This window comes from Rathayibacter sp. VKM Ac-2801, from assembly GCF_009834245.1.
Lineage (GTDB): Bacteria > Actinomycetota > Actinomycetes > Actinomycetales > Microbacteriaceae > Rathayibacter.
In genome coordinates this window covers 1,664,223-1,682,709 of record NZ_CP047183.1, presented here as the reverse complement: position 1 = coordinate 1,682,709, position 18,487 = coordinate 1,664,223, and the positions used below count along the sequence as shown (strand labels likewise).

Below are 18,487 nucleotides of genomic sequence, written 5' to 3'. Positions count from 1 at the left end.
GCTCGTGCGGCGCCGGGCGACCCGTACATCCTAGAGGCGCGTCGCGCAACAGATTCCGGGATGAGGCCCTCCCGGCCTCCACCCGCCCGCCGCGACGTAGGCTTGCAGGGCTGTGAAACCACGCGAGACACTCACCTCCCTACCGCCGTCGCCGAGCGCCGAGCGGCGCTCCCGCGCGATCAAGTACTCGATCGCCATGGGCATCAGGATGCTCTGCGTCATCTGCCTCCTCTTCGCCCACGGCTGGTGGCTGCTGTTCTTCGCCATCGGCGCCGTGGTGCTGCCCTACTTCGCCGTCGTACTGGCCAACGTCGGCAGCGCGGGCGAGCGCGGCAACGTCGAGCGGCCGGGCGCGATCGTCCTCTCCCGGCCGGTCCCGCCGGCTCCGGCCCCCGCCCCCGACTCCGAGGCGCCGACCGGCCCCGAGGGCGGCGACCCGCGGGGAGACCGGCCGTGATCCCCCTCGGCCGGGTCCCCGATGCACACGCCTGCTCCCGAGCGGGCTGCCCGAGGACGGCGACCTACGCGATCGAGTGGCGGAACCCGAGGATCCACGCGGAGGACCGCCGGAAGACCTGGCTGGCCTGCGGCGAGCACCTGGAGTTCCTGCGCGAGTTCCTCCTCGCCCGCGACTTCCCGCTCGAGGTGAAGCCGCTCTACACGGTCGATCGCGGAGCGGAACGGTGAGCGGCGACGCGCCCCGTCCCTCCTGGCGCTTCGTCTTCTCCCGGCGCTGGTGCGGCTACCTCGCCCTCGCGATCGTCTTCGCCGTCGCGTGCGTGCTGCTCTCGCGCTGGCAGGTCGCGCGGCTCGACCAGGCCGCCTCGACCAACAGGCTGGTCACCGCGAACTGGACCGCCGACCCGGTCGCCCTCGACGGACTGCTCCCCGCCGACTCCTCCTGGGACGACGCGCTCGAGTACCGCCCGGTCGAGGTCACCGGCGTCTACGAGACGCAGGGGCAGACCCTCGTCCGCAACCGGCCCTACAACGGCAACCCCGGCTTCGAGATCCTGACGCCGCTGCGGCTCGACGACGGCAGCGTGTTCGTCGTCGACCGCGGCTGGGTGCCCGTCGGCTCGACCCAGGACTCCCCCGACGCCGTCCCCGCGCCGCCCGAGGGAGAGGTGACCGTCGTCGCCCGCCTGAAGCCCGCGGAGGGGCGGATCGACGGACGCTCCGCACCGGCCGGCCAGATCGCCACGATCCAGCTCGACGACCTGTCGGCGCAGCTGGACGAGCCCCTGCGGACCTCGGCGTACGGCCTGCTGGTCGCCGAGGCGCCGGCGCCGATCGACGCTCCCCCTCTGGCCGCGATCAAGCCGGTCGCCGACGAGGGCCTGCACATCAGCTACGCCATCCAGTGGGTGCTGTTCGCGGTCATGGGCTTCGGCGGGCTCGGCTGGGCGATCCGCCACGAGTACCGCATCCGCAACGCCGACGACCCCGAGGTCATGGCGGCCGAGGAGCGGCGCGAGGAGCGCCGCCGACGCCGCGGCCGCAGCGACTCCGAGGTCGAGGACGAGCTGCTCGACGCCCGCTAGGCGAGCGTGATCAGGTCGAGGTAGTCGGCCGCCCAGTGGTCCTCGGTGCCCTCCGGCATGATCAGGACGCGCTCGGGGTTCAGCGCCTCGACTGCTCCCTCGTCGTGGCTGACCAGGACGACGGCGCCCTCGTAGTGCGCCAGCGCGTCGAGGATCTCCTCGCGGCTCGCGGGGTCGAGGTTGTTGGTGGGCTCGTCGAGCAGGAGCACGTTCGCGCCCGAGACCACGATCATCGCCAGGGCGAGGCGGGTCTTCTCCCCGCCCGAGAGGACCCCGGCCGGCTTGTGCGAGTCGTCTCCAGTGAAGAGGAACGAGCCCAGGACCCGGCGCGCCTCGGTCTCGGTGAGGTTCGGGCTCGAGGAGACCATGTTCTCGAGCACCGATCGCTTGACGTCGATCGTCTCGTGCTCCTGCGCGTAGTAGCCGATACGGAGGCCGTGCCCGGCCTCGATCACTCCGGTGTCGGGCTGGTCGACGCCGCCCAGGATGCGCAGGAGCGTCGTCTTGCCCGCTCCGTTGAGCCCGAGGATGACGACCTTGGAGCCGCGGTCGATCGCGAGATCGACGGCGGTGAAGATCTCGAGCGAGCCGTAGCTCTTCGACAGGTTCTGGGCCTGCAGGGGGGTGCGACCGCAGGCGGACGGAGTCGGGAACCGGAGCTTCGCGACGCGGTCGACAGCGCGGACCTCCTCGAGTCCGCTGAGCATGCGCTCGGCACGTGCGACCATCTGGTGCGCCGCCGCCGCCTTCGAGGCCTTCGCGCCGAACTTGGCGGCCTGCAGCTGGAGGGCGCCGGCCTTCTTCTCGACGTTGACCCGCTCCTTCTTGCGGCGCTCCTCGTCCGCGGCGCGCTGGCGCTGGTAGTTCTTCCAGTTCATGTTGTAGACGTCGATGACCTGGCGGTTGGCGTCGAGGTAGAAGACGCGGTTCACGGTCTCGCCGACCAGCTCGATGTCGTGGCTGATCACGATGAAGCCGCCGCGGTAGTTCTTCAGGAACTCGCGGAGCCAGACGACGGAGTCGGCGTCGAGGTGGTTCGTCGGCTCGTCGAGGATCAGCGTGCTCGCGTCGGAGAAGAGGATGCGTGCGAGCTCGATCCGGCGCCGCTGGCCGCCGGAGAGCGTCTTGAGCGGCTGGTCGAGGATCCGGTCGGGGAGGTTGAGGTTGCTCGCGATCGACGCGGCCTCCGCCTCCGCCGCGTATCCGCCCAGGGAGAGGAAGCGGTCCGTGAGGTTCCCGTACTTCTTCATGCCGGCCTCGCTCACGGAGGTGTCGCTGCTCGACATCGCGATCGTCGCCTCCTGCATGCCGAGCACCAGCTGCCCCAGCCCGCGGGCGTCGAGGATGCGGGTGCGCGCCAGCTCCTCCGGGTCGCCCGAGCGCGGGTCCTGGGGGAGGTAGCCGATCTCGCCGCCGCGGTCGACAGTGCCCTTCGAGGCGATGAGGTCGCCCGCGAGGACCTTGGTCAGCGTCGTCTTCCCCGCCCCGTTGCGGCCGACGAGGCCGACCTTGTCGCCGTCGCCCACCCGGAAGGAGACGTTCTCCATCAGGAGTCGGGCGCCGACTCGGAGTTCGAGATCGTGCACGCTGAGCACAGTGCTGTCCGTTCCCGCCAAGAAATGGCGTTCGGTTCGGGAGGAGTGGGGCAAGGGGCCGCGATGCGGCAGCCCCCTAGTATATTTCCTGAGCCGCGGGGCGGATCCACGTCCGCTCACCGCGGACGCGCTCGCTCCTCGCTCTCGGGCGACCAGGACTCTCGGAGATCACCCATGTCCCCTTCCTCTTCCGCCCTTCCGCGCCCGGTCCTCGCCGACCGGCTCGTCACCCGCTCCGTCGCGACCGACGCCCTGCTGGTGCTCGCGGGTGCGGGTCTCACCGCGGCGATGGCGCAGCTGTTCATCCCGATGTGGCCGGTCCCCTTCACGGGCCAGACCTTCGCGGTCCTCCTGGTCGGCACGACGCTCGGCGCGCTCCGCGGCGCGCTCTCCATGCTGGTGTACGCGCTCGTCGGCGCTCTCGGCGCCCCGGTCTTCACCGAGGGCTCGCACGGCTGGGCCGTCCTCGCGGGTCCCACCGGCGGCTACATCGTCGGCTTCGTCCTCGCGTCGGTCGTCACCGGATGGCTCGCCCAGCGGCAGTGGGACCGCCGCGTCCTCGGCACGCTGGTGACCTTCCTCGCCGGCACCGCCACCATCTACCTCGTCGGCCTGCCCTGGCTGGCCGCCGCCCTCGCCTCGCTGGGGCTGCCCGCCGACCTCGGCTCCGTCCTCTCCGCGGGGCTCGTGCCCTTCCTGGTCGGCGACGCGCTCAAGGCGCTGGTCGCCGCCGCGCTGCTGCCCACCACCTGGGCGATGCTCTCGCGCCGCTCGCGCTGAGCGGTCGCACGGACGCCGAAGGGCCGGGAGGACGATTCCTCCCGGCCCTTCGGCGTCGGCGTGCAGCGGCTAGATCGAGAAGCCGAGTGCGCGCATCATGTCGCGGCCGTCCTCGGTGATCCGGTCGGGACCCCACGGCGGCATCCAGACCCAGTTGATCCGGAACGCCTCGACGATGCCGTCGAGCGACTCGGCGGTCTGCTCCTCGAGCACGTCGGTCAGCGGGCAGCCCGCCGAGGTGAGGGTCATGTGGATGACGAGGGCGTCGTTCTCGTCGTCCCAGCCCAGGTCGTAGATGAGTCCCAGGTCGACCACGTTGACCCCGAGCTCGGGGTCCATGACGTCCTTGAGCGCCTCCTCGACCTGGTCGAAGAGCTTCGGCTCGAGAGTGGTGACCGCCATGATCAGACCGTCGCCGAGGTCAGGAAGCGGTCGTAGCCCTCGTCCTCGAGCCGGGTGGCGAGCTCCTTGCCGCCCTGCTCGGCGACGCGGCCGGCGACGAAGACGTGGACGAAGTCGGGCTGGATGTAGCGAAGGATCCGCGTGTAGTGCGTGATCAGCAGCACGCCGAGGCCCGTGCTCTGGTGGGCGCGGTTGACGCCCTCCGACACGATCTTGAGCGCGTCGACATCGAGGCCGGAGTCGGTCTCGTCGAGCACGGCGAACTGCGGGGCGAGCAGCTCGAGCTGGAGGATCTCGTTGCGCTTCTTCTCGCCGCCCGAGAAGCCCTCGTTGACGTTGCGAGCCGCGAAGGACGAGTCCATGCGGAGGTTCGCCATCGCGGACTTGACGTCCTTCGTCCACGTGCGGATCGCGGGCGCCTCGCCGGCGATCGCGGTCTTGGCGGTGCGGAGGAAGTTGGTGTTGGTCACGCCGGGGATCTCGACCGGGTACTGCATGGCGAGGAAGAGGCCCGCGCGAGCGCGCTCGTCGACGGACATGTCGAGGACCTCGATGCCGTCGAGGGTGATCGAGCCGCCGTCGACGTGGTACTTGGGGTGTCCCGCGATCGTGTACGCGAGGGTGGACTTGCCGGACCCGTTGGGGCCCATGATCGCGTGGATCTCACCCTGGTTGATGGTGAGATCGACACCGCGGAGGATCTGCTTGGTCCCCTGCTCGGTCTCGACACTGACGTGGAGATCGCTGATCTGGAGAACGGACATTCAGACTTCCTTCGTGACGGTCGGGTCGATGTAGACGTCGCCGTCGATGATCTCGACGACGAAGACGGGGACCGGCTCGTAGGCCGGGAGGTTGAGCGGGGTGCCGGTGCGGAGGGAGAACTGGGAGCCGTGCGCCCAGCATTCGAGGCTCTCGCCCTCGACGAAGCCCTCGGAGAGCGAGATCTCGCCGTGGGTGCAGGTGTCGCCGATCGCGTGGATCTCGCCGGCGGAGTCCTGCACGACCGCGATCGCGACTCCGTCGACCTCGACCCGCATGGCCTGGTTGGGGACCAGCTCGGAGACCGAGCAGATCATCGCGGCGTTGCTCATGCGGTGACCGCCGCTCCGCGGGAGGAGCCGGTCTGGCCGGCGCTGCCGGCGAGCTCCGCCTCGATCGCGAGCTGCAGGCGGTCCTCGAGCTCGGCGACCTTGATCTGCTGCACGATCTCGCTGAGGAACCCGCGCACGACCAGGCGTCGCGCCTCGTCCTCACGGATCCCGCGGGACTGCAGGTAGAAGAGCTGCTCGTCGTCGAAGCGGCCGGTCGCCGAGGCGTGCCCCGCTCCGGCGATGTCGCCGGTCTCGATCTCGAGGTTCGGGATGGAGTCGGCCCGCGTGCCGTCCGAGAGGACGAGGTTGCGGTTCTGCTCGTAGCTGTCGGTGCCGGTCGCGCTGTTGCGGATCAGGACGTCGCCGATCCAGACGGTGCGCGCGCCCTCGCCCTGCAGCGCGCCCTTGTAGGTCACGCGGCTGCGGGTGTCGGGGGCGTCGTGGTCCACGTACACCTGCTGCTCGAGGTGCTGGCCGCCGTCGGCGAAGTACAGGCCGAAGAGCTCGCCGTCCGCTCCGCGCTCGACGAGGTGCGCCGAGGGGTTCACCCGGACGATGGACCCGCCGAGGGTGACCACGATGTGCTTCACCTTCGCATCGCGTCCGACCCGCACGAAGTGGTTGGCCAGGTGCCGGGCGTCGTCCGCCCACTCCTGCACGGTCACGACGGTGAGCTGGGCGCCCTCGCCGACGAGGATCTCCACGTTCTCCGCGAGGGAGGCGTCGCCCTCGTTCTGCAGTACGACGACGGCGCGGGCGTAGGGCGCCGCCTCGATGATCGTGTGCGCGGCGCGGGGCGCGGAGCCGAGGCCGGAGCGGACGAGGGTGGCGACCTTCTCGTCCTCTCCCGTGACGCGGACGGCGAGGGCCTTCTCGAAGCTCGACCAGGCGTTCGCGGCGGCGCGGTCCTCGGGGAGGCCGGCGGTGCCGATCCGCTGGTCGTCGCGGCCGACCCACGAGACGTCCACGCCGTCCACCGCCGCGTGCTCGAGCGGGGCGGGCGAGCCGTCGAGCGTGCCGTCGATCAGGTCGCCCAAGCGGGCGACGGGCGTCAGCTTCCAGGCGATCTCGCGGCCGGTGACGGCCTCGAAGGCCTCGACGTCGGCCGAGGCGAAGCGCTCGGATCGCGTCTGCACGGGCGTGAACGCCCCGTCGGAGTGGGCGCTGATGCCCAGGCGCTCAGCGGCGGCCGCGCCGTCGATCTCGGGGGTCGCGGCGCTCGTGGGGACCGTCATCTGGCGGTGGTTCCTTTCGATGGGTGCGGGGCGCCCCGTCCGGGCGCCCCTTCGAGGGGGGAGGCGGGCGTCAACCGACGCTGCCCTCCATCCCCATCTCGATCAGCTTGTTCAGCTCGAGGGCGTACTCCATGGGCAGCTCGCGCGCGATCGGCTCGATGAAGCCGCGGACGATCATGGCCATGGCCTCGTCCTCCGGCAGGCCGCGCGACATCAGGTAGAAGAGCTGCTCCTCGCTGACCTTCGACACCGTCGCCTCGTGGCCGAGCTGCACGTCGTCGACACGGATGTCGATCGCCGGGTAGGTGTCGGACCGCGAGATGGTGTCGACCAGGAGTGCGTCGCAGCGCACGGTGTTCGCCGAGTGGTGCGCGTTCGCGTCCACCCGGACCTCGCCGCGGTAGCCGGCGCGGCCGCCGCCGCGGGCGATCGACTTCGAGACGATCGACGACTGCGTGTACGGCGCCATGTGGACCATCTTCGCGCCGGCGTCCTGGTGCTGGCCGGGGCCTGCGAACGCGACGGAGAGGGTCTCGCCCTTGGCGTGCTCGCCGACCAGGAAGATCGACGGGTACTTCATGGTGACCTTGGAGCCGATGTTGCCGTCGATCCACTCCATCGTCGCGCCCTCGTGCGCGATCGCGCGCTTGGTGACGAGGTTGTAGACGTTGTTCGACCAGTTCTGGATCGTCGTGTAGCGCACGCGGGCGTTCTTCTTCACGATGATCTCGACCACGGCGGAGTGCAGCGAGTCCGACTTGTAGATCGGCGCCGTGCAGCCCTCGATGTAGTGGACGTAGCTGTCCTCGTCCGCGATGATCAGGGTCCGCTCGAACTGGCCCATGTTCTCGGTGTTGATCCGGAAGTAGGCCTGCAGCGGGATGTCGACGTGGACGCCCTTCGGGACGTAGACGAAGGAGCCGCCGGACCAGACAGCCGTGTTCAGCGCCGCGAACTTGTTGTCGCCCGCGGGGATGACGGTGCCGAAGTACTCCTCGAAGATCTCAGGGTGCTCGCGCAGGGCAGTGTCCGTGTCCATGAAGATGACGCCCTGCTCCTCCAGGTCCTCGCGGATCTGGTGGTAGACGACCTCGGACTCGTACTGGGCCGCGACGCCGCCGACGAGGCGCTGGCGCTCCGCCTCCGGGATGCCGAGCTTCTCGTACGTGTTCTTGATGTCGTCCGGGAGGTCGTCCCAGGTCTGAGCCTGCTTCTCCGTGGAGCGGACGAAGTACTTGATGTTGTCGAAGTCGATCTCCGACAGGTCGGCGCCCCAGGTCGGCATGGGCTTGCGCTCGAAGAGCTTCAGGGCCTTCATGCGGCGGTCGCGCATCCAGGCGGGCTCGTTCTTGAGCGCGGAGATGTCGGAGACGACCTCGGGCGAGATGCCGCGACGTGCGGAGGAGCCGGCGGAGTCCGAGTCGGACCAGCCGAACTCGTAGACGCCCAGGCTCTCGAGCTCGGGGCGGTCGATCAGGATGTCTGACATGTGTACCTCGTTTCCTACCCACTGCTAACCGGTCGGGTCCCGGAGTCATTCCCCCGGGGATGGCCCGCGGGTGCTCTCCGGCCGGTCGCGCGATCGATCTGATGCGCGGAGCGGATGGTGTGCGTCCCTGGGGTTCCGGAGGTGTGCGTCGGCGCCCCATCGAGCCGTGTGCGGATCACGTGCGCAGGGTGCGTCGAACCGTGACCAGCTTCTCATTCTACCGGCGTCCGCCCTTCAGCGGAACCTCCGCACCTGGGTGTCGGCCGGGCACCGGGGAGCGATCGCCAGACGCGCATGACCATACCGGTGTCAGTGGTCCGTGATTCGGTTCCTCCATGACGAACGACGGATCGATCCCGCTCCCCGCCCGACTCGTGACCGCACTGATGGGCGCCGGCCTGCCGGCCGGACCCGCTCGGGCGTTCGGTCCTCTCGCCCGCGCCGTTGCGGCGGACCTCCCTCTGCGGGCACTCCCCCGGGTGCTCCTGCGCCTCCGGCGGCACCTGCTCTCCGCCGAGCCGGATCCCGCGGTCAGACGGCGGCCTGGAGCTCCTGAGCGGCGTCCCGGCGCTGGGCGCGCACGGTGAAGAGCCTCGGGTTCACGTCGAGCAGCACGCGGACCGCGCCGACCCAGACCAGAGCCGAGCCGAGGAGGTGCACTGCGACGAGCGTCTCGGGCAGCGCGGTGAGCGACTGCGCGACTCCGACCAGCGCCTGCAGCACGACGACGACGAGGAAGGTGACGACGCGCCGCCGGGCGAGCTCCGAGCCCGCCGCCCGCGACAGGCGTTGGAGCAGTGCGGCACCCGCGACGAGCACCGCCGTGCCGAGCACGCCGTGCACGACGGTCACGCTCTCCCAGTGGAACTGCATCCGGGGCACCTCGGCGGAGTCGCCGGCGTGCGGCCCGGTGCCCGTCACGAGGGTCCCCACGAGGATCACGAGGAGGGTCAGGCCGACGAGCCCGATGCTGAGCGCCCGCGTCGTGCGGTCGGGCTCGAAGGCCACGGACTGCGAGCGGTGGGCGCGGTGCCAGGTCAGGGCGGTGGTGGTGAGCAGGGCGATGGCGAGCACGAAGTGCCCGGCGACGATGTACGGGTTGAGACCGGAGTGCACGGTCGCGCCGCCCGCGAGCGCGTTGGCGACGACGAGCCAGAACTGCGACCAGGCGAGCCGGGTCATGGTGCGGTCGCGCGGCTTCTGCAGGCGGGCTGCCGTGATCGCCCAGCCCACCGCGACCACGAGGACGCCGGTGAACGCGCGGTTCGTGAACTCGATGAAGCCGTGGATGCCGAGCTCGGGCGTCGAGGTGAGCGAGCCCGGCTCGCACGCCGGCCAGGTGGGACAGCCGAGGCCCGAGCCGGTCAGCCTGACGACGCCCCCGAAGAAGATGATCAGGATGCTCGCGACGAGCGCCGCGGTGGTCCCCCAGCGCAGTGCGCGCGGACCCAGGGTCACCCGCTCGGCGAGGAGGGAGAACGGGGTCACCATCAGAAGGGCAGCAGCGGGTCGATGCCGACGGCGAGGAAGAGCAGGGTGAGGTACCCGATGGACCCGTGGAAGACGCGCATCGGCGAGACGTGCTCGTGACGGATCGCGAGGCTGTACAGGCGGTGCGTCTCGGCGATGAACCAGACTCCGCTGCCGAGGGCGACCATCGTGTAGAGCACGCCCATCCCGGCGACGGGGATCAGCAGGAGGGAGCAGGCGACGGTCGCCCAGGCGTAGAGGATGACCTGGAGCCCGACGATCGTGCGTCCGCGGACGACGGCCAGCATCGGCACGCCGGCGGCCTGGTAGTCGTCCCGGTACTTCATCGACAGCGGCCAGTAGTGCGGCGGCGTCCAGAGGAAGATGACGGAGAAGAGGATGACAGGGGCCCAGTCGAGCGAGTCCGTGACCGCCGCCCAGCCGATCAGCACCGGCATGCAGCCCGCGATGCCGCCCCAGACGATGTTCTGCGGCGTCCGGCGCTTGAGGAAGAGGGTGTAGAACACGACGTAGATCAGGATCGCGGCGAGCGACAGGCCGGCGGAGAGCCAGTTGGCCGTGAGGCCGAGCCAGACGATCGACAGGACGCCGATCGTGGTCGCGAAGACGAGCGCGGAACGGTCCGAGATCTCCCCGGTCACGAGCGGCCGGTTCTTCGTCCGGTTCATGATCCGGTCGATGTCCCGGTCGAAGTAGCAGTTGAACGCGCCCGCGGAGCCGGCGCTCAGGGCGCCGCCGATCAGGACGTTGAGGACCAGCAGCAGGTTCGGGATCCCGCCCTGCGCCAGGATCATCGTCGGAGCGGTCACCACGAGGAGCAGCTCGATCACGCGGGGCTTCGTCAGAGCGACGAAGGCCTTCACCTTGCGCGAGAGGGTCGTCGTCGACGCCCCGTCCCGCTCGACGGCGGTGGTCTCCACGACTGCGTCCATTGCTCCTCTAACGATTCGATGATCCCGAACGAGTGTAATGCGCCCGTCCGGGAGCCGGGCCCGGCGTGCACGCTTGTCCAATCGCGCGCAGACATATGCGACCACGCAACCCCCGGTCCCCGGCGCACCCCCCTCCGTATACTCGGGACTGCTCGCCAGAGCGCCCGGCACGCACCCGAGCCCGCCCGACCGTCGTCGGCACGGGGCCGAGAGGGCCGTCGCCGGAGCATCGTGTCGAAGTCGTCATGCGGCGTGCTCCACCATGCGAGAGGGCGGACGGTCCCCGTCTGCCCCACGTCTCGAGAAGGGTCAGTACCAAGTGTCAGAACTGCAATGGGAATCCATTGACGAGAAGGCAGTCGACACGGCGAGGGTTCTCGCCGCGGATGCGGTCGAGAAGGTCGGCAACGGCCATCCCGGAACCGCCATGAGCCTCGCGCCCGCCGCGTACCTCCTGTTCCAGAAGGTCATGCGACGCGATCCGTCCGACGCGACCTGGATCGGCCGCGACCGGTTCATCCTGTCGGTCGGCCACTCCTCGCTGACGCAGTACGTCCAGTTCTACCTGGGCGGCTACGGACTCGAGCTCGACGACCTCAAGGCGCTGCGCACCTGGGGCTCGAAGACCCCGGGCCACCCGGAGTACGGCCACACCGACGGCGTCGAGATCACCACCGGGCCGCTCGGCCAGGGCCTCGCCTCCGCCGTGGGCTTCGCCTACGCCTCGCGCTTCGAGCGCGACCTGTTCGACCCGGAGGCCGCCGCGGGCACCTCCCCGTTCGACCACTTCGTCTACGTCATCGCCGGCGACGGCGACCTGCAGGAGGGCGTCACCAGCGAGGCCTCCTCGCTCGCCGGCCACCAGAAGCTCGGCAACCTGGTCGTCATCTACGACTCCAACCAGATCTCGATCGAGGACGACACCAACATCGCCTTCACCGAGGACGTCAAGGCCCGCTACGAGGCCTACGACTGGCAGGTCCAGGTCGTCGACTGGAAGAAGACCGGCGAGTACCACGAGGACGTCGCCGAGCTGCACGCCGCGATCGAGGCCGCGAAGGGCGAGACCGACAAGCCGTCGCTCATCATCCTGCGCACCATCATCGGCTGGCCGTCGCCGAAGAAGCAGAACACCGGCAAGATCCACGGCTCCGCCCTGGGCGCCGACGAGCTCCGCGGACTCAAGGAGGTGCTCGGTTTCGACCCCGAGAAGACCTTCGACGTCGCCGACGAGGTCATCGAGCACACCCGCAAGGCCGTCGAGCGCGGCCAGGCCCAGCACGCCGAGTGGGACGAGCAGCTCGCCGCCTGGGCGTCCGCGAACCCCGAGAAGAAGGAGCTGCTCGACCGGGTTCTCTCGGGCGAGCTGCCCGAGGGCGTCCAGGAGGCGCTCCCCGTCTTCGAGCCCGGCAATGAGGTCTCGACCCGCGCCGCGTCCGGCAAGGTCATCAACGCCCTCGCCGGCGTGATCCCCGAGCTGTGGGGCGGCTCCGCCGACCTCGCCGAGTCGAACAACACGACGATCGAGGGAGCCGGCTCCTTCGTCCCGACGGAGTTCTCGACCCACGAGTGGACCGGGAAGAAGGGCGGCCGCGTGCTGCACTTCGGCATCCGCGAGCACGCCATGGGCGCGATCCTCAACGGGATCGTCCTGCACGGCAACACCCGCCCCTTCGGCGGCACCTTCCTGATCTTCTCCGACTACATGCGCCCGGCCGTCCGTCTCGCCGCGCTCATGAAGGCGCCGGCCATCTACGTCTGGACCCACGACTCCGTGGCTCTCGGCGAGGACGGCCCGACGCACCAGCCGGTCGAGCAGTTGTCGACCCTCCGCGCGATCCCGGGCCTGGACATCGTCCGCCCCGGCGACGCGAACGAGGTCGCCTACGCCTGGAAGACCATCCTCGAGCGCCGCGAGGGCCCCGCCGGCCTCGCGCTCACCCGTCAGAACATCCCGGTGTTCGAGCGCGGCGAGGGCGACGCGGAGGGCGAGACCTTCGCCTCCGCCGCGAACGTCGCCCGCGGTGCCTACATCCTGGCCGAGGCGCCGGGCGGCACCCCGGACGTGATCTTCATCGCGACCGGCTCCGAGGTCCAGATCGCCGTCGAGGCGCGCGAGGCCCTGAAGAGCGAGGGCGTCAACGCCCGCGTCGTCTCGGCTCCGTCCCTCGAGTGGTTCGAGGAGCAGGACGCCGAGTACCGCGAGAAGGTCCTGCCGTCCTCGGTGAAGGCCCGTGTCTCGATCGAGGCCGGCCTGAGCCTGGGCTGGCAGAAGTACGTCGGCGACGCCGGCCGCTCCGTCTCGATCGAGCACTTCGGCGCCTCGGCCGACTACAAGACCCTGTTCCGCGAGTTCGGGATCACCACCGAGGCGGCACTGTCCGCCGCCAAGGAGTCGCTCGCAGCCTCCTGACCCGAAGGCCGCGTCCACCACGGACGCGGCCTTCGCCGTCGGAGCAGCGGCTCCCCCTCACACCACGCACCACCTACGCAGAAGAAGAAGAGACATGACCGAGAACACCCCCACCGCAGAGCTCTCCGCCGCCGGCGTCAGCATCTGGCTCGACGACCTCTCCCGCTCGCGCATCTCCACCGGAGGGCTGCAGAAGCTCATCGAGGAGAAGAACGTCGTCGGAGTCACCACGAACCCCACGATCTTCGCCGCGGCCCTGACCAACGGCGAGTCCTACGACGCCCAGGTGCGCGAGCTCGCCGCCGCCGGCACCTCGGTGACCGACGCCGTCTTCGAGATCACCACCGACGACGTCGCCGCGGCGTCCGACATCTTCCGCCCGATCTACGACGCGACCAACGGCTACGACGGCCGAGTGTCGATCGAGGTCGAGCCCGGCCTGGCGCACGACGCCCAGGGCACCATCGAGCAGGCCAGAGCCCTCTGGACCAAGGTCGATCGCCCCAACGCGATGATCAAGATCCCCGCGACCGTCGAGGGCCTCGAGGCCATCACCGAGGTCATCGGCTCGGGCATCTCGGTGAACGTCACCCTGATCTTCTCGCTCGCCCGCTACCGCGCCGTCATCAACGCGTACCTGGCCGGCCTCGAGAAGGCCAAGGACGCCGGCATCGACCTGTCGACCATCCACTCCGTCGCCTCGTTCTTCGTCTCGCGCGTCGACACCGAGATCGACAAGCGCCTCGAGGCCGTCGGCACCGACGAGGCCCGCGCCCTGAAGAGCAAGTCCGGCGTCGCCAACGCGCAGCTGGCCTACGAGGTCTTCGTCGAGGCGTTCGCCACCGAGCGCGCGCTGCTGCTCCAGGAGTCCGGCGCCAACCGCCAGCGCCCCCTCTGGGCCTCGACCGGCGTCAAGTCGACCGACCTCCCCGACACCCTCTACGTGACCGAGCTCGTCGCGGCCGGCGTGGTCAACACGATGCCCGAGAAGACCCTCGAGGCGACCTTCGACCACGGCGTCATCACCGGCGACACCGTCACCGGCTCGTACGCCGACGCGAACGCCGTCCTCGACGCCGTCGCGGCGCAGGGCGTCTCGTACGCCGACGTCACCGAGCTGCTCGAGAAGGAGGGCGTGGAGAAGTTCATCGTCTCCTGGAACGAGCTGCTCGACACCGTCACCGCGGCGCTCGAGGGCGCGAAGGCGCAGGCCTGATCATGGCCATCCAGATCCACGTCAGCGGAGACGCCGAGAAGGCCGTCGACCGCGTCGTCCCGGAGCTCGTCGCCGACGAGGTCGCGTCCGGCATCACCGCCCAGGTCCCCACCCTGTGGGGCACCGCGGCGGAGGAGGAGGCGGCCAAGCGCCTCGGCTGGACCGAGTCGACCACCGTCTCCCGCCCCCTGATCCCCCAGATCCTCGCCCTGCGCGAGGAGTTCCGGGCCCAGGGCGTCGACCACATCGTCCTCGGCGGCATGGGCGGCTCCTCGCTCGCGCCCGAGGTCATCACCCGCACCGCCGGCGTCGAGCTCACCGTGCTCGACTCGACGGCGCCCGGCCAGGTCCTCGCGGCCCTGAACGACCGGCTCGCGTCGACCGCGGTCGTCATCTCCTCCAAGTCCGGCTCGACCGTCGAGACCGCGAGTCAGAAGAAGGCCTACGAGAAGGCGTTCACAGAGGCGGGCATCGACCCGCTCGACCGCATCGTCATCGTGACGGACCCGGGGTCGCCGCTGGACACCTCCTCCCGCGAGGCCGGCTACCGCGTGTTCAACGCCGACCCGAACATCGGCGGGCGCTTCTCGGCGCTCTCCGCGTTCGGCCTCGTGCCGTCCGGGCTCGCCGGCGCCGACATCGAGGCCCTCCTCGACGAGGCGGCCGAGGCCTCCCTCGGGCTCGCCGTGGACTCCCCCGAGAACCCGGGTCTGATCCTCGGAGCGGCGATCGCCGCGACCAGCCCTCGCCGCGACAAGCTCGCGATCGTCGCCGACGGGACCGACATCGTCGGCTTCGCCGACTGGGCGGAGCAGCTCATCGCCGAGTCCACCGGCAAGGACGGCACGGGCATCCTCCCCGTCGTCCTCGGCACGCTGGCCCCCGAGCTCTCGGAGGATCTGCCCGACGTGCAGGTCGTCCGCCTGGTCGAGGACGCCACGGCGCTGCACCTGTTCCCGCGCGACCGCCACGAGGGCGAGATCCTCCTCTCCGGCTCGCTCGGCGCGCAGATGCTGACGTGGGAGTACGCCGTCGCCGTCGCGGGACGCCTCCTGGGCATCGACCCGTTCGACCAGCCCGACGTCGAGTCGGCGAAGGTCGCGACCCGGGCCCTGCTCGAGAAGCGCCCCGAGCCCGAGGCCCCCGCGTTCACCGACGCGGGCATCGAGGTCACCGGCACCAGCAGCGTCACCGAGGGCGTCTCGACCGTCGCTGCCGCTGTCGACCGCCTCCTCGCCCAGCTGGGCGACGGCGGCTACGTGTCGATCCAGGCGTACGTCGACCGCCTCGCGCTCCCGCAGCTCGAGGGCGTGCGCGACCTCCTCGCCGCGCAGGCTCAGCGCCCCGTCACCTTCGGGTGGGGCCCGCGCTTCCTGCACTCGACCGGGCAGTACCACAAGGGCGGGGCGCCGACCGGCGTGTTCCTCCAGATCACCGAGCGCTCCGACGTGGACCTCGAGATTCCGGACAGCCCGTTCACCTTCGGCCAGCTCATCCTGGCCCAGGCCGCCGGCGACGCGAGCGTGCTCGCCGAGCACGGCCGGCCGGTGCTGACCCTCACGCTGACCGACCCCGAGGCCGACCTCGAGGCGCTCTTCGAGGCGCTCAACACCTGATCCGAGGGGCACGCCGCCGCCGCGCTCTCGAGCGCGCGGCGGCGTGCCCTCGGTCGTCCCGCGACCACTTCCCGGGGCAGGAGCCGGCAGCGCCCGCTCCTCCCCCTCCCTCACCGATAGCAGTGCGCCGGTCCCACCGGCACACAGAAGGACACTGCACATGTCTGTGGACATCACCCCCGAGTTCAACCCGCTGAGGTTGAGCTTCGACCGCCGGTTGAACCGGATCGCCGGGCCCAGCGGGCTCGTCATCTTCGGCGTGACCGGCGACCTCTCCCGCAAGAAGCTCATGCCCGCGGTCTACGACCTCGCCAACCGCGGCCTCCTGCCTCCCGGCTTCGCCCTCGTCGGGTTCGCCCGGCGCGACTGGGACGACCAGGACTTCGAGCAGGTCGTCCACGACTCCGTGAAGAAGCACGCCCGCACCGAGTTCCACGAGGAGGTCTGGTCGCAGCTCGCGCAGGGCATCCGCTTCGTGCAGGGCGAGTTCGACGACCCGGAGGCGTTCGCCCGCCTGAAGACGACCGTCGACGACCTCGACCGCGAGCGCGGCACGAACGGCAACTTCGCCTTCTACCTCTCGATCCCCCCGAAGTCCTTCCCGCAGGTCACCGAGCAGCTGCGCAGCTCGGGCCTCGCCGAGCAGAAGGACGGCCAGTGGCGCCGCGTCGTCATCGAGAAGCCGTTCGGCAGCGACCTGAAGACGGCCCGCGAGCTGAACGACGTCGTCGAGTCGGTCTTCCCCCCCGACTCCGTCTTCCGGATCGACCACTACCTGGGCAAGGAGACGGTCCAGAACATCCTGGCCCTGCGCTTCGCCAACATGATGTACGAGCCCCTCTGGAACTCGAACTACGTCGACCACGTGCAGATCACCATGGCCGAGGACATCGGCGTGGGCGGACGCGCGGGCTACTACGACGGCATCGGAGCGGCGCGCGACGTCATCCAGAACCACCTGCTGCAGCTGCTCGCCCTGACCGCCATGGAGGAGCCGATCTCGTTCGACGCGGCCGACCTCCGCGCGGAGAAGGAGAAGGTCCTCGCGGCCGTCCGCCTTCCCGCCGACCTCTCCACCGCGACCGCCCGCGGGCAGTACGCCGGCGGCTGGCAGGGCGGCGAGAAGGTGCTCGGCTTCCTCGAGGAGGACGGCATGAGCCCCACCTCGACCACCGAGACCTACGCCGCCATGCGCTTGGACATCGGCACCCGCCGCTGGGCCGGCGTGCCCTTCTACCTGCGGGCCGGCAAGCGCCTCGGCCGCCGCGTCACCGAGATCGCGGTCGTGTTCAAGCGGGCACCGCAGCAGCTCTTCGCCGAGAGCCAGACCACGTCGCTCGGTCAGAACGCGCTCGTCATCCGGGTCCAGCCCGACGAGGGCGTCACCATGCGCTTCGGCTCGAAGGTGCCCGGCGCCGGCATGCAGGTGCGCGACGTGACGATGGACTTCGGCTACGGCCACGCGTTCACCGAGGCGAGCCCCGAGGCCTACGAGCGCCTCATCCTCGACGTCCTCCTGGGCGAGCCGCCGCTCTTCCCGCGGCACGAGGAGGTCGAGCTGTCCTGGAAGATCCTCGACCCGATCGAGGAGTTCTGGGCCACGCAGGGCCAGCCCGAGCAGTACCGCCCCGGAACCTGGGGCCCCGATTCCGCCGACGAGCTCCTCGCCCGCGACGGCCGCACCTGGAGGCGTCCATGATCGTCGATCTGCCCGACACCACGACGAGCGAGGTCTCGAAGACCCTCGTCAAGATCCGCGAGGAGGGCGGCGCCGTCGCTCTCGGCCGCGTCCTCACCCTCATCATCGCGACCTCCCGGGGTCACGAGGAGGAGGCCATCGAGGCCGCGAACGACGCGTCCCGCGAGCACCCGATGCGCGTCATCGTGGTCTCGAAGGACGACGGCACCACCACCGTCCCGGTCGACGCGACGGCCCGCGTCGACGCGCAGATCCGGGTCGGAGGCGACGCCGGCGCGAGCGAGGTCGTCGTGCTCCGCCCCTACGGGGACGCGGCCGAGGACGAGGAGAGCCTGGTCACGGGCCTGCTCCTCCCCGACGCCCCCGTCGTCGCCTGGTGGCCGAACAGCGCTCCGGACAACGCCTCGGCGTCCCCGATCGGCCGGATCGCCACCCGCCGGATCACCGACGCGTCGGCCCAGTCGAACCCGGCGGAGGCGCTGCACCACCTCGCCTCGACCTACGCCCCCGGCGACACCGACTTCGCCTGGACCCGCCTCACCCTCTGGCGCGCGCAGCTCGCCGCCGTGCTCGACCAGCCGCCCTACGAGCCGATCACGGCCGTCGAGGTCTCGGGTGCGCCCGACTCCCCCTCGACGATCCTGCTCGCCGCCTGGCTGCAGCTCGAGCTCGACATCCCCGTCGACCACGAGCTCACGATCAGCGCCACCGGGTCCAGCGGGATCCACGGCGTGCGGCTCATCCGCGACTCCGGAGTGATCGAGCTCGAGCGCTCGGTGCCCAACGTCGCGACGCTCACGCAGCCCGATCAGCCGGTCCACGACATCTCGCTCCCCCGCCGCAGCCTCCGGGACTGCCTGGCGGAGGAGCTGCGCCGGCTCGACCCGGATGACCTGTACGGTGAAGTGATCTCGCGCGGGGTCGACATGCTCACCGAGAAGGCCGAGGCCCGCAGCGCCTCCTGAGGCGTGGGCGCCCGTC

The 18,487-nt window shown here is 70.4% G+C and carries 17 protein-coding genes; 9 read left to right on the top strand and 8 right to left on the bottom strand.

Annotation, left to right across the window (positions count from 1 at the left end; all coding sequences use genetic code 11):
• Nucleotides 1–112: 112 nt before the first annotated feature.
• From GSU45_RS07765 to GSU45_RS07755, 3 genes are read left to right on the top strand one after another with little or no spacing between them, the layout of a single operon-like run.
• The gene (locus GSU45_RS07765) at nt 113–457 is read left to right on the top strand and encodes a DUF3099 domain-containing protein (protein ID WP_159914020.1); all 345 of its coding nucleotides are present in this window, start codon (nt 113–115) and stop codon (nt 455–457) included.
• Nucleotides 454–687: a hypothetical protein gene (locus tag GSU45_RS07760; protein ID WP_159914018.1), complete on the top strand. Its 234-nt coding sequence runs from the start codon at nt 454–456 to the stop codon at nt 685–687. Before GSU45_RS07765 ends, GSU45_RS07760 begins: the two co-directional genes overlap by 4 nt.
• The gene (locus GSU45_RS07755; RefSeq protein ID WP_159914016.1) at nt 684–1,544 is read left to right on the top strand and encodes an SURF1 family protein; all 861 of its coding nucleotides are present in this window, start codon (nt 684–686) and stop codon (nt 1,542–1,544) included. The genes GSU45_RS07760 and GSU45_RS07755 overlap by 4 nt, the downstream gene beginning before the upstream one ends.
• Here the strand turns inward: GSU45_RS07755 and GSU45_RS07750 are convergent.
• Nucleotides 1,541–3,139, bottom strand: a complete 1,599-nt coding sequence (locus tag GSU45_RS07750; RefSeq protein WP_159914014.1) for an ABC-F family ATP-binding cassette domain-containing protein — start codon at nt 3,137–3,139, stop codon at nt 1,541–1,543. The genes GSU45_RS07755 and GSU45_RS07750 overlap by 4 nt on opposite strands.
• 174 nt (nt 3,140–3,313) lie before the next feature.
• Between GSU45_RS07750 and GSU45_RS07745 the strand changes: the two genes are divergently transcribed.
• Nucleotides 3,314–3,919 (top strand): biotin transporter BioY, encoded by a 606-nt coding sequence (locus tag GSU45_RS07745; RefSeq protein ID WP_159914012.1) that lies wholly within the window; start codon nt 3,314–3,316, stop codon nt 3,917–3,919.
• A gap of 69 nt (nt 3,920–3,988) precedes the next feature.
• Here the strand turns inward: GSU45_RS07745 and GSU45_RS07740 are convergent, their stop codons facing one another.
• From GSU45_RS07740 to GSU45_RS07710, 7 genes are all read right to left on the bottom strand, one after another.
• A complete protein-coding gene (locus GSU45_RS07740; protein WP_104221939.1) occupies nt 3,989–4,321 on the bottom strand; it encodes a metal-sulfur cluster assembly factor in 333 nt (110 codons plus the stop codon).
• 2 nt (nt 4,322–4,323) lie between these two features.
• A complete protein-coding gene (gene sufC / locus GSU45_RS07735; protein WP_159914010.1) occupies nt 4,324–5,085 on the bottom strand; it encodes a Fe-S cluster assembly ATPase SufC in 762 nt (253 codons plus the stop codon).
• Nucleotides 5,086–5,415, bottom strand: coding sequence for a non-heme iron oxygenase ferredoxin subunit (locus GSU45_RS07730; RefSeq protein ID WP_208543510.1), 330 nt, complete (start codon nt 5,413–5,415; stop codon nt 5,086–5,088).
• Complete coding sequence (gene sufD, locus GSU45_RS07725; RefSeq protein ID WP_159914008.1) at nt 5,412–6,650, bottom strand: Fe-S cluster assembly protein SufD; 1,239 nt, start codon at nt 6,648–6,650, stop codon at nt 5,412–5,414. Before sufD ends, GSU45_RS07730 begins: the two co-directional genes overlap by 4 nt.
• Nucleotides 6,651–6,720: 70 nt before the next feature.
• Nucleotides 6,721–8,139, bottom strand: coding sequence for a Fe-S cluster assembly protein SufB (sufB, locus tag GSU45_RS07720; RefSeq protein WP_159914006.1), 1,419 nt, complete (start codon nt 8,137–8,139; stop codon nt 6,721–6,723).
• Between the two features lie 531 nt (nt 8,140–8,670).
• Nucleotides 8,671–9,630, bottom strand: coding sequence for a COX15/CtaA family protein (locus tag GSU45_RS07715; protein ID WP_159914004.1), 960 nt, complete (start codon nt 9,628–9,630; stop codon nt 8,671–8,673).
• The gene (locus tag GSU45_RS07710; RefSeq protein ID WP_159914002.1) at nt 9,630–10,562 is read right to left on the bottom strand and encodes a heme o synthase; all 933 of its coding nucleotides are present in this window, start codon (nt 10,560–10,562) and stop codon (nt 9,630–9,632) included. Before GSU45_RS07710 ends, GSU45_RS07715 begins: the two co-directional genes overlap by 1 nt.
• Nucleotides 10,563–10,881: 319 nt before the next feature.
• On the opposite strand from GSU45_RS07710, the gene tkt reads away from it, so the two are divergent.
• The 5 genes from tkt to GSU45_RS07685 all read left to right on the top strand — a co-directional run bounded on the left by tkt (nt 10,882) and on the right by GSU45_RS07685 (nt 18,471).
• Nucleotides 10,882–12,975 carry a transketolase gene (gene tkt / locus GSU45_RS07705; RefSeq protein WP_159914000.1) on the top strand — a complete coding sequence of 698 codons (2,094 nt, stop codon included), beginning with the start codon at nt 10,882–10,884 and terminating at the stop codon, nt 12,973–12,975.
• Nucleotides 12,976–13,069: 94 nt separating this feature from the next.
• Entirely contained in the window at nt 13,070–14,191 is a 1,122-nt protein-coding gene (tal, locus tag GSU45_RS07700) for a transaldolase (protein WP_159913998.1), read from the top strand.
• A gap of 2 nt (nt 14,192–14,193) precedes the next feature.
• Nucleotides 14,194–15,807 carry a glucose-6-phosphate isomerase gene (locus GSU45_RS07695; RefSeq protein ID WP_159913996.1) on the top strand — a complete coding sequence of 538 codons (1,614 nt, stop codon included), beginning with the start codon at nt 14,194–14,196 and terminating at the stop codon, nt 15,805–15,807.
• A gap of 160 nt (nt 15,808–15,967) precedes the next feature.
• A complete protein-coding gene (gene zwf / locus GSU45_RS07690; protein ID WP_159913994.1) occupies nt 15,968–17,506 on the top strand; it encodes a glucose-6-phosphate dehydrogenase in 1,539 nt (512 codons plus the stop codon).
• A complete protein-coding gene (locus tag GSU45_RS07685; RefSeq protein WP_104232638.1) occupies nt 17,503–18,471 on the top strand; it encodes a glucose-6-phosphate dehydrogenase assembly protein OpcA in 969 nt (322 codons plus the stop codon). The genes zwf and GSU45_RS07685 overlap by 4 nt, the downstream gene beginning before the upstream one ends.
• Nucleotides 18,472–18,487: the final 16 nt, after the last annotated feature.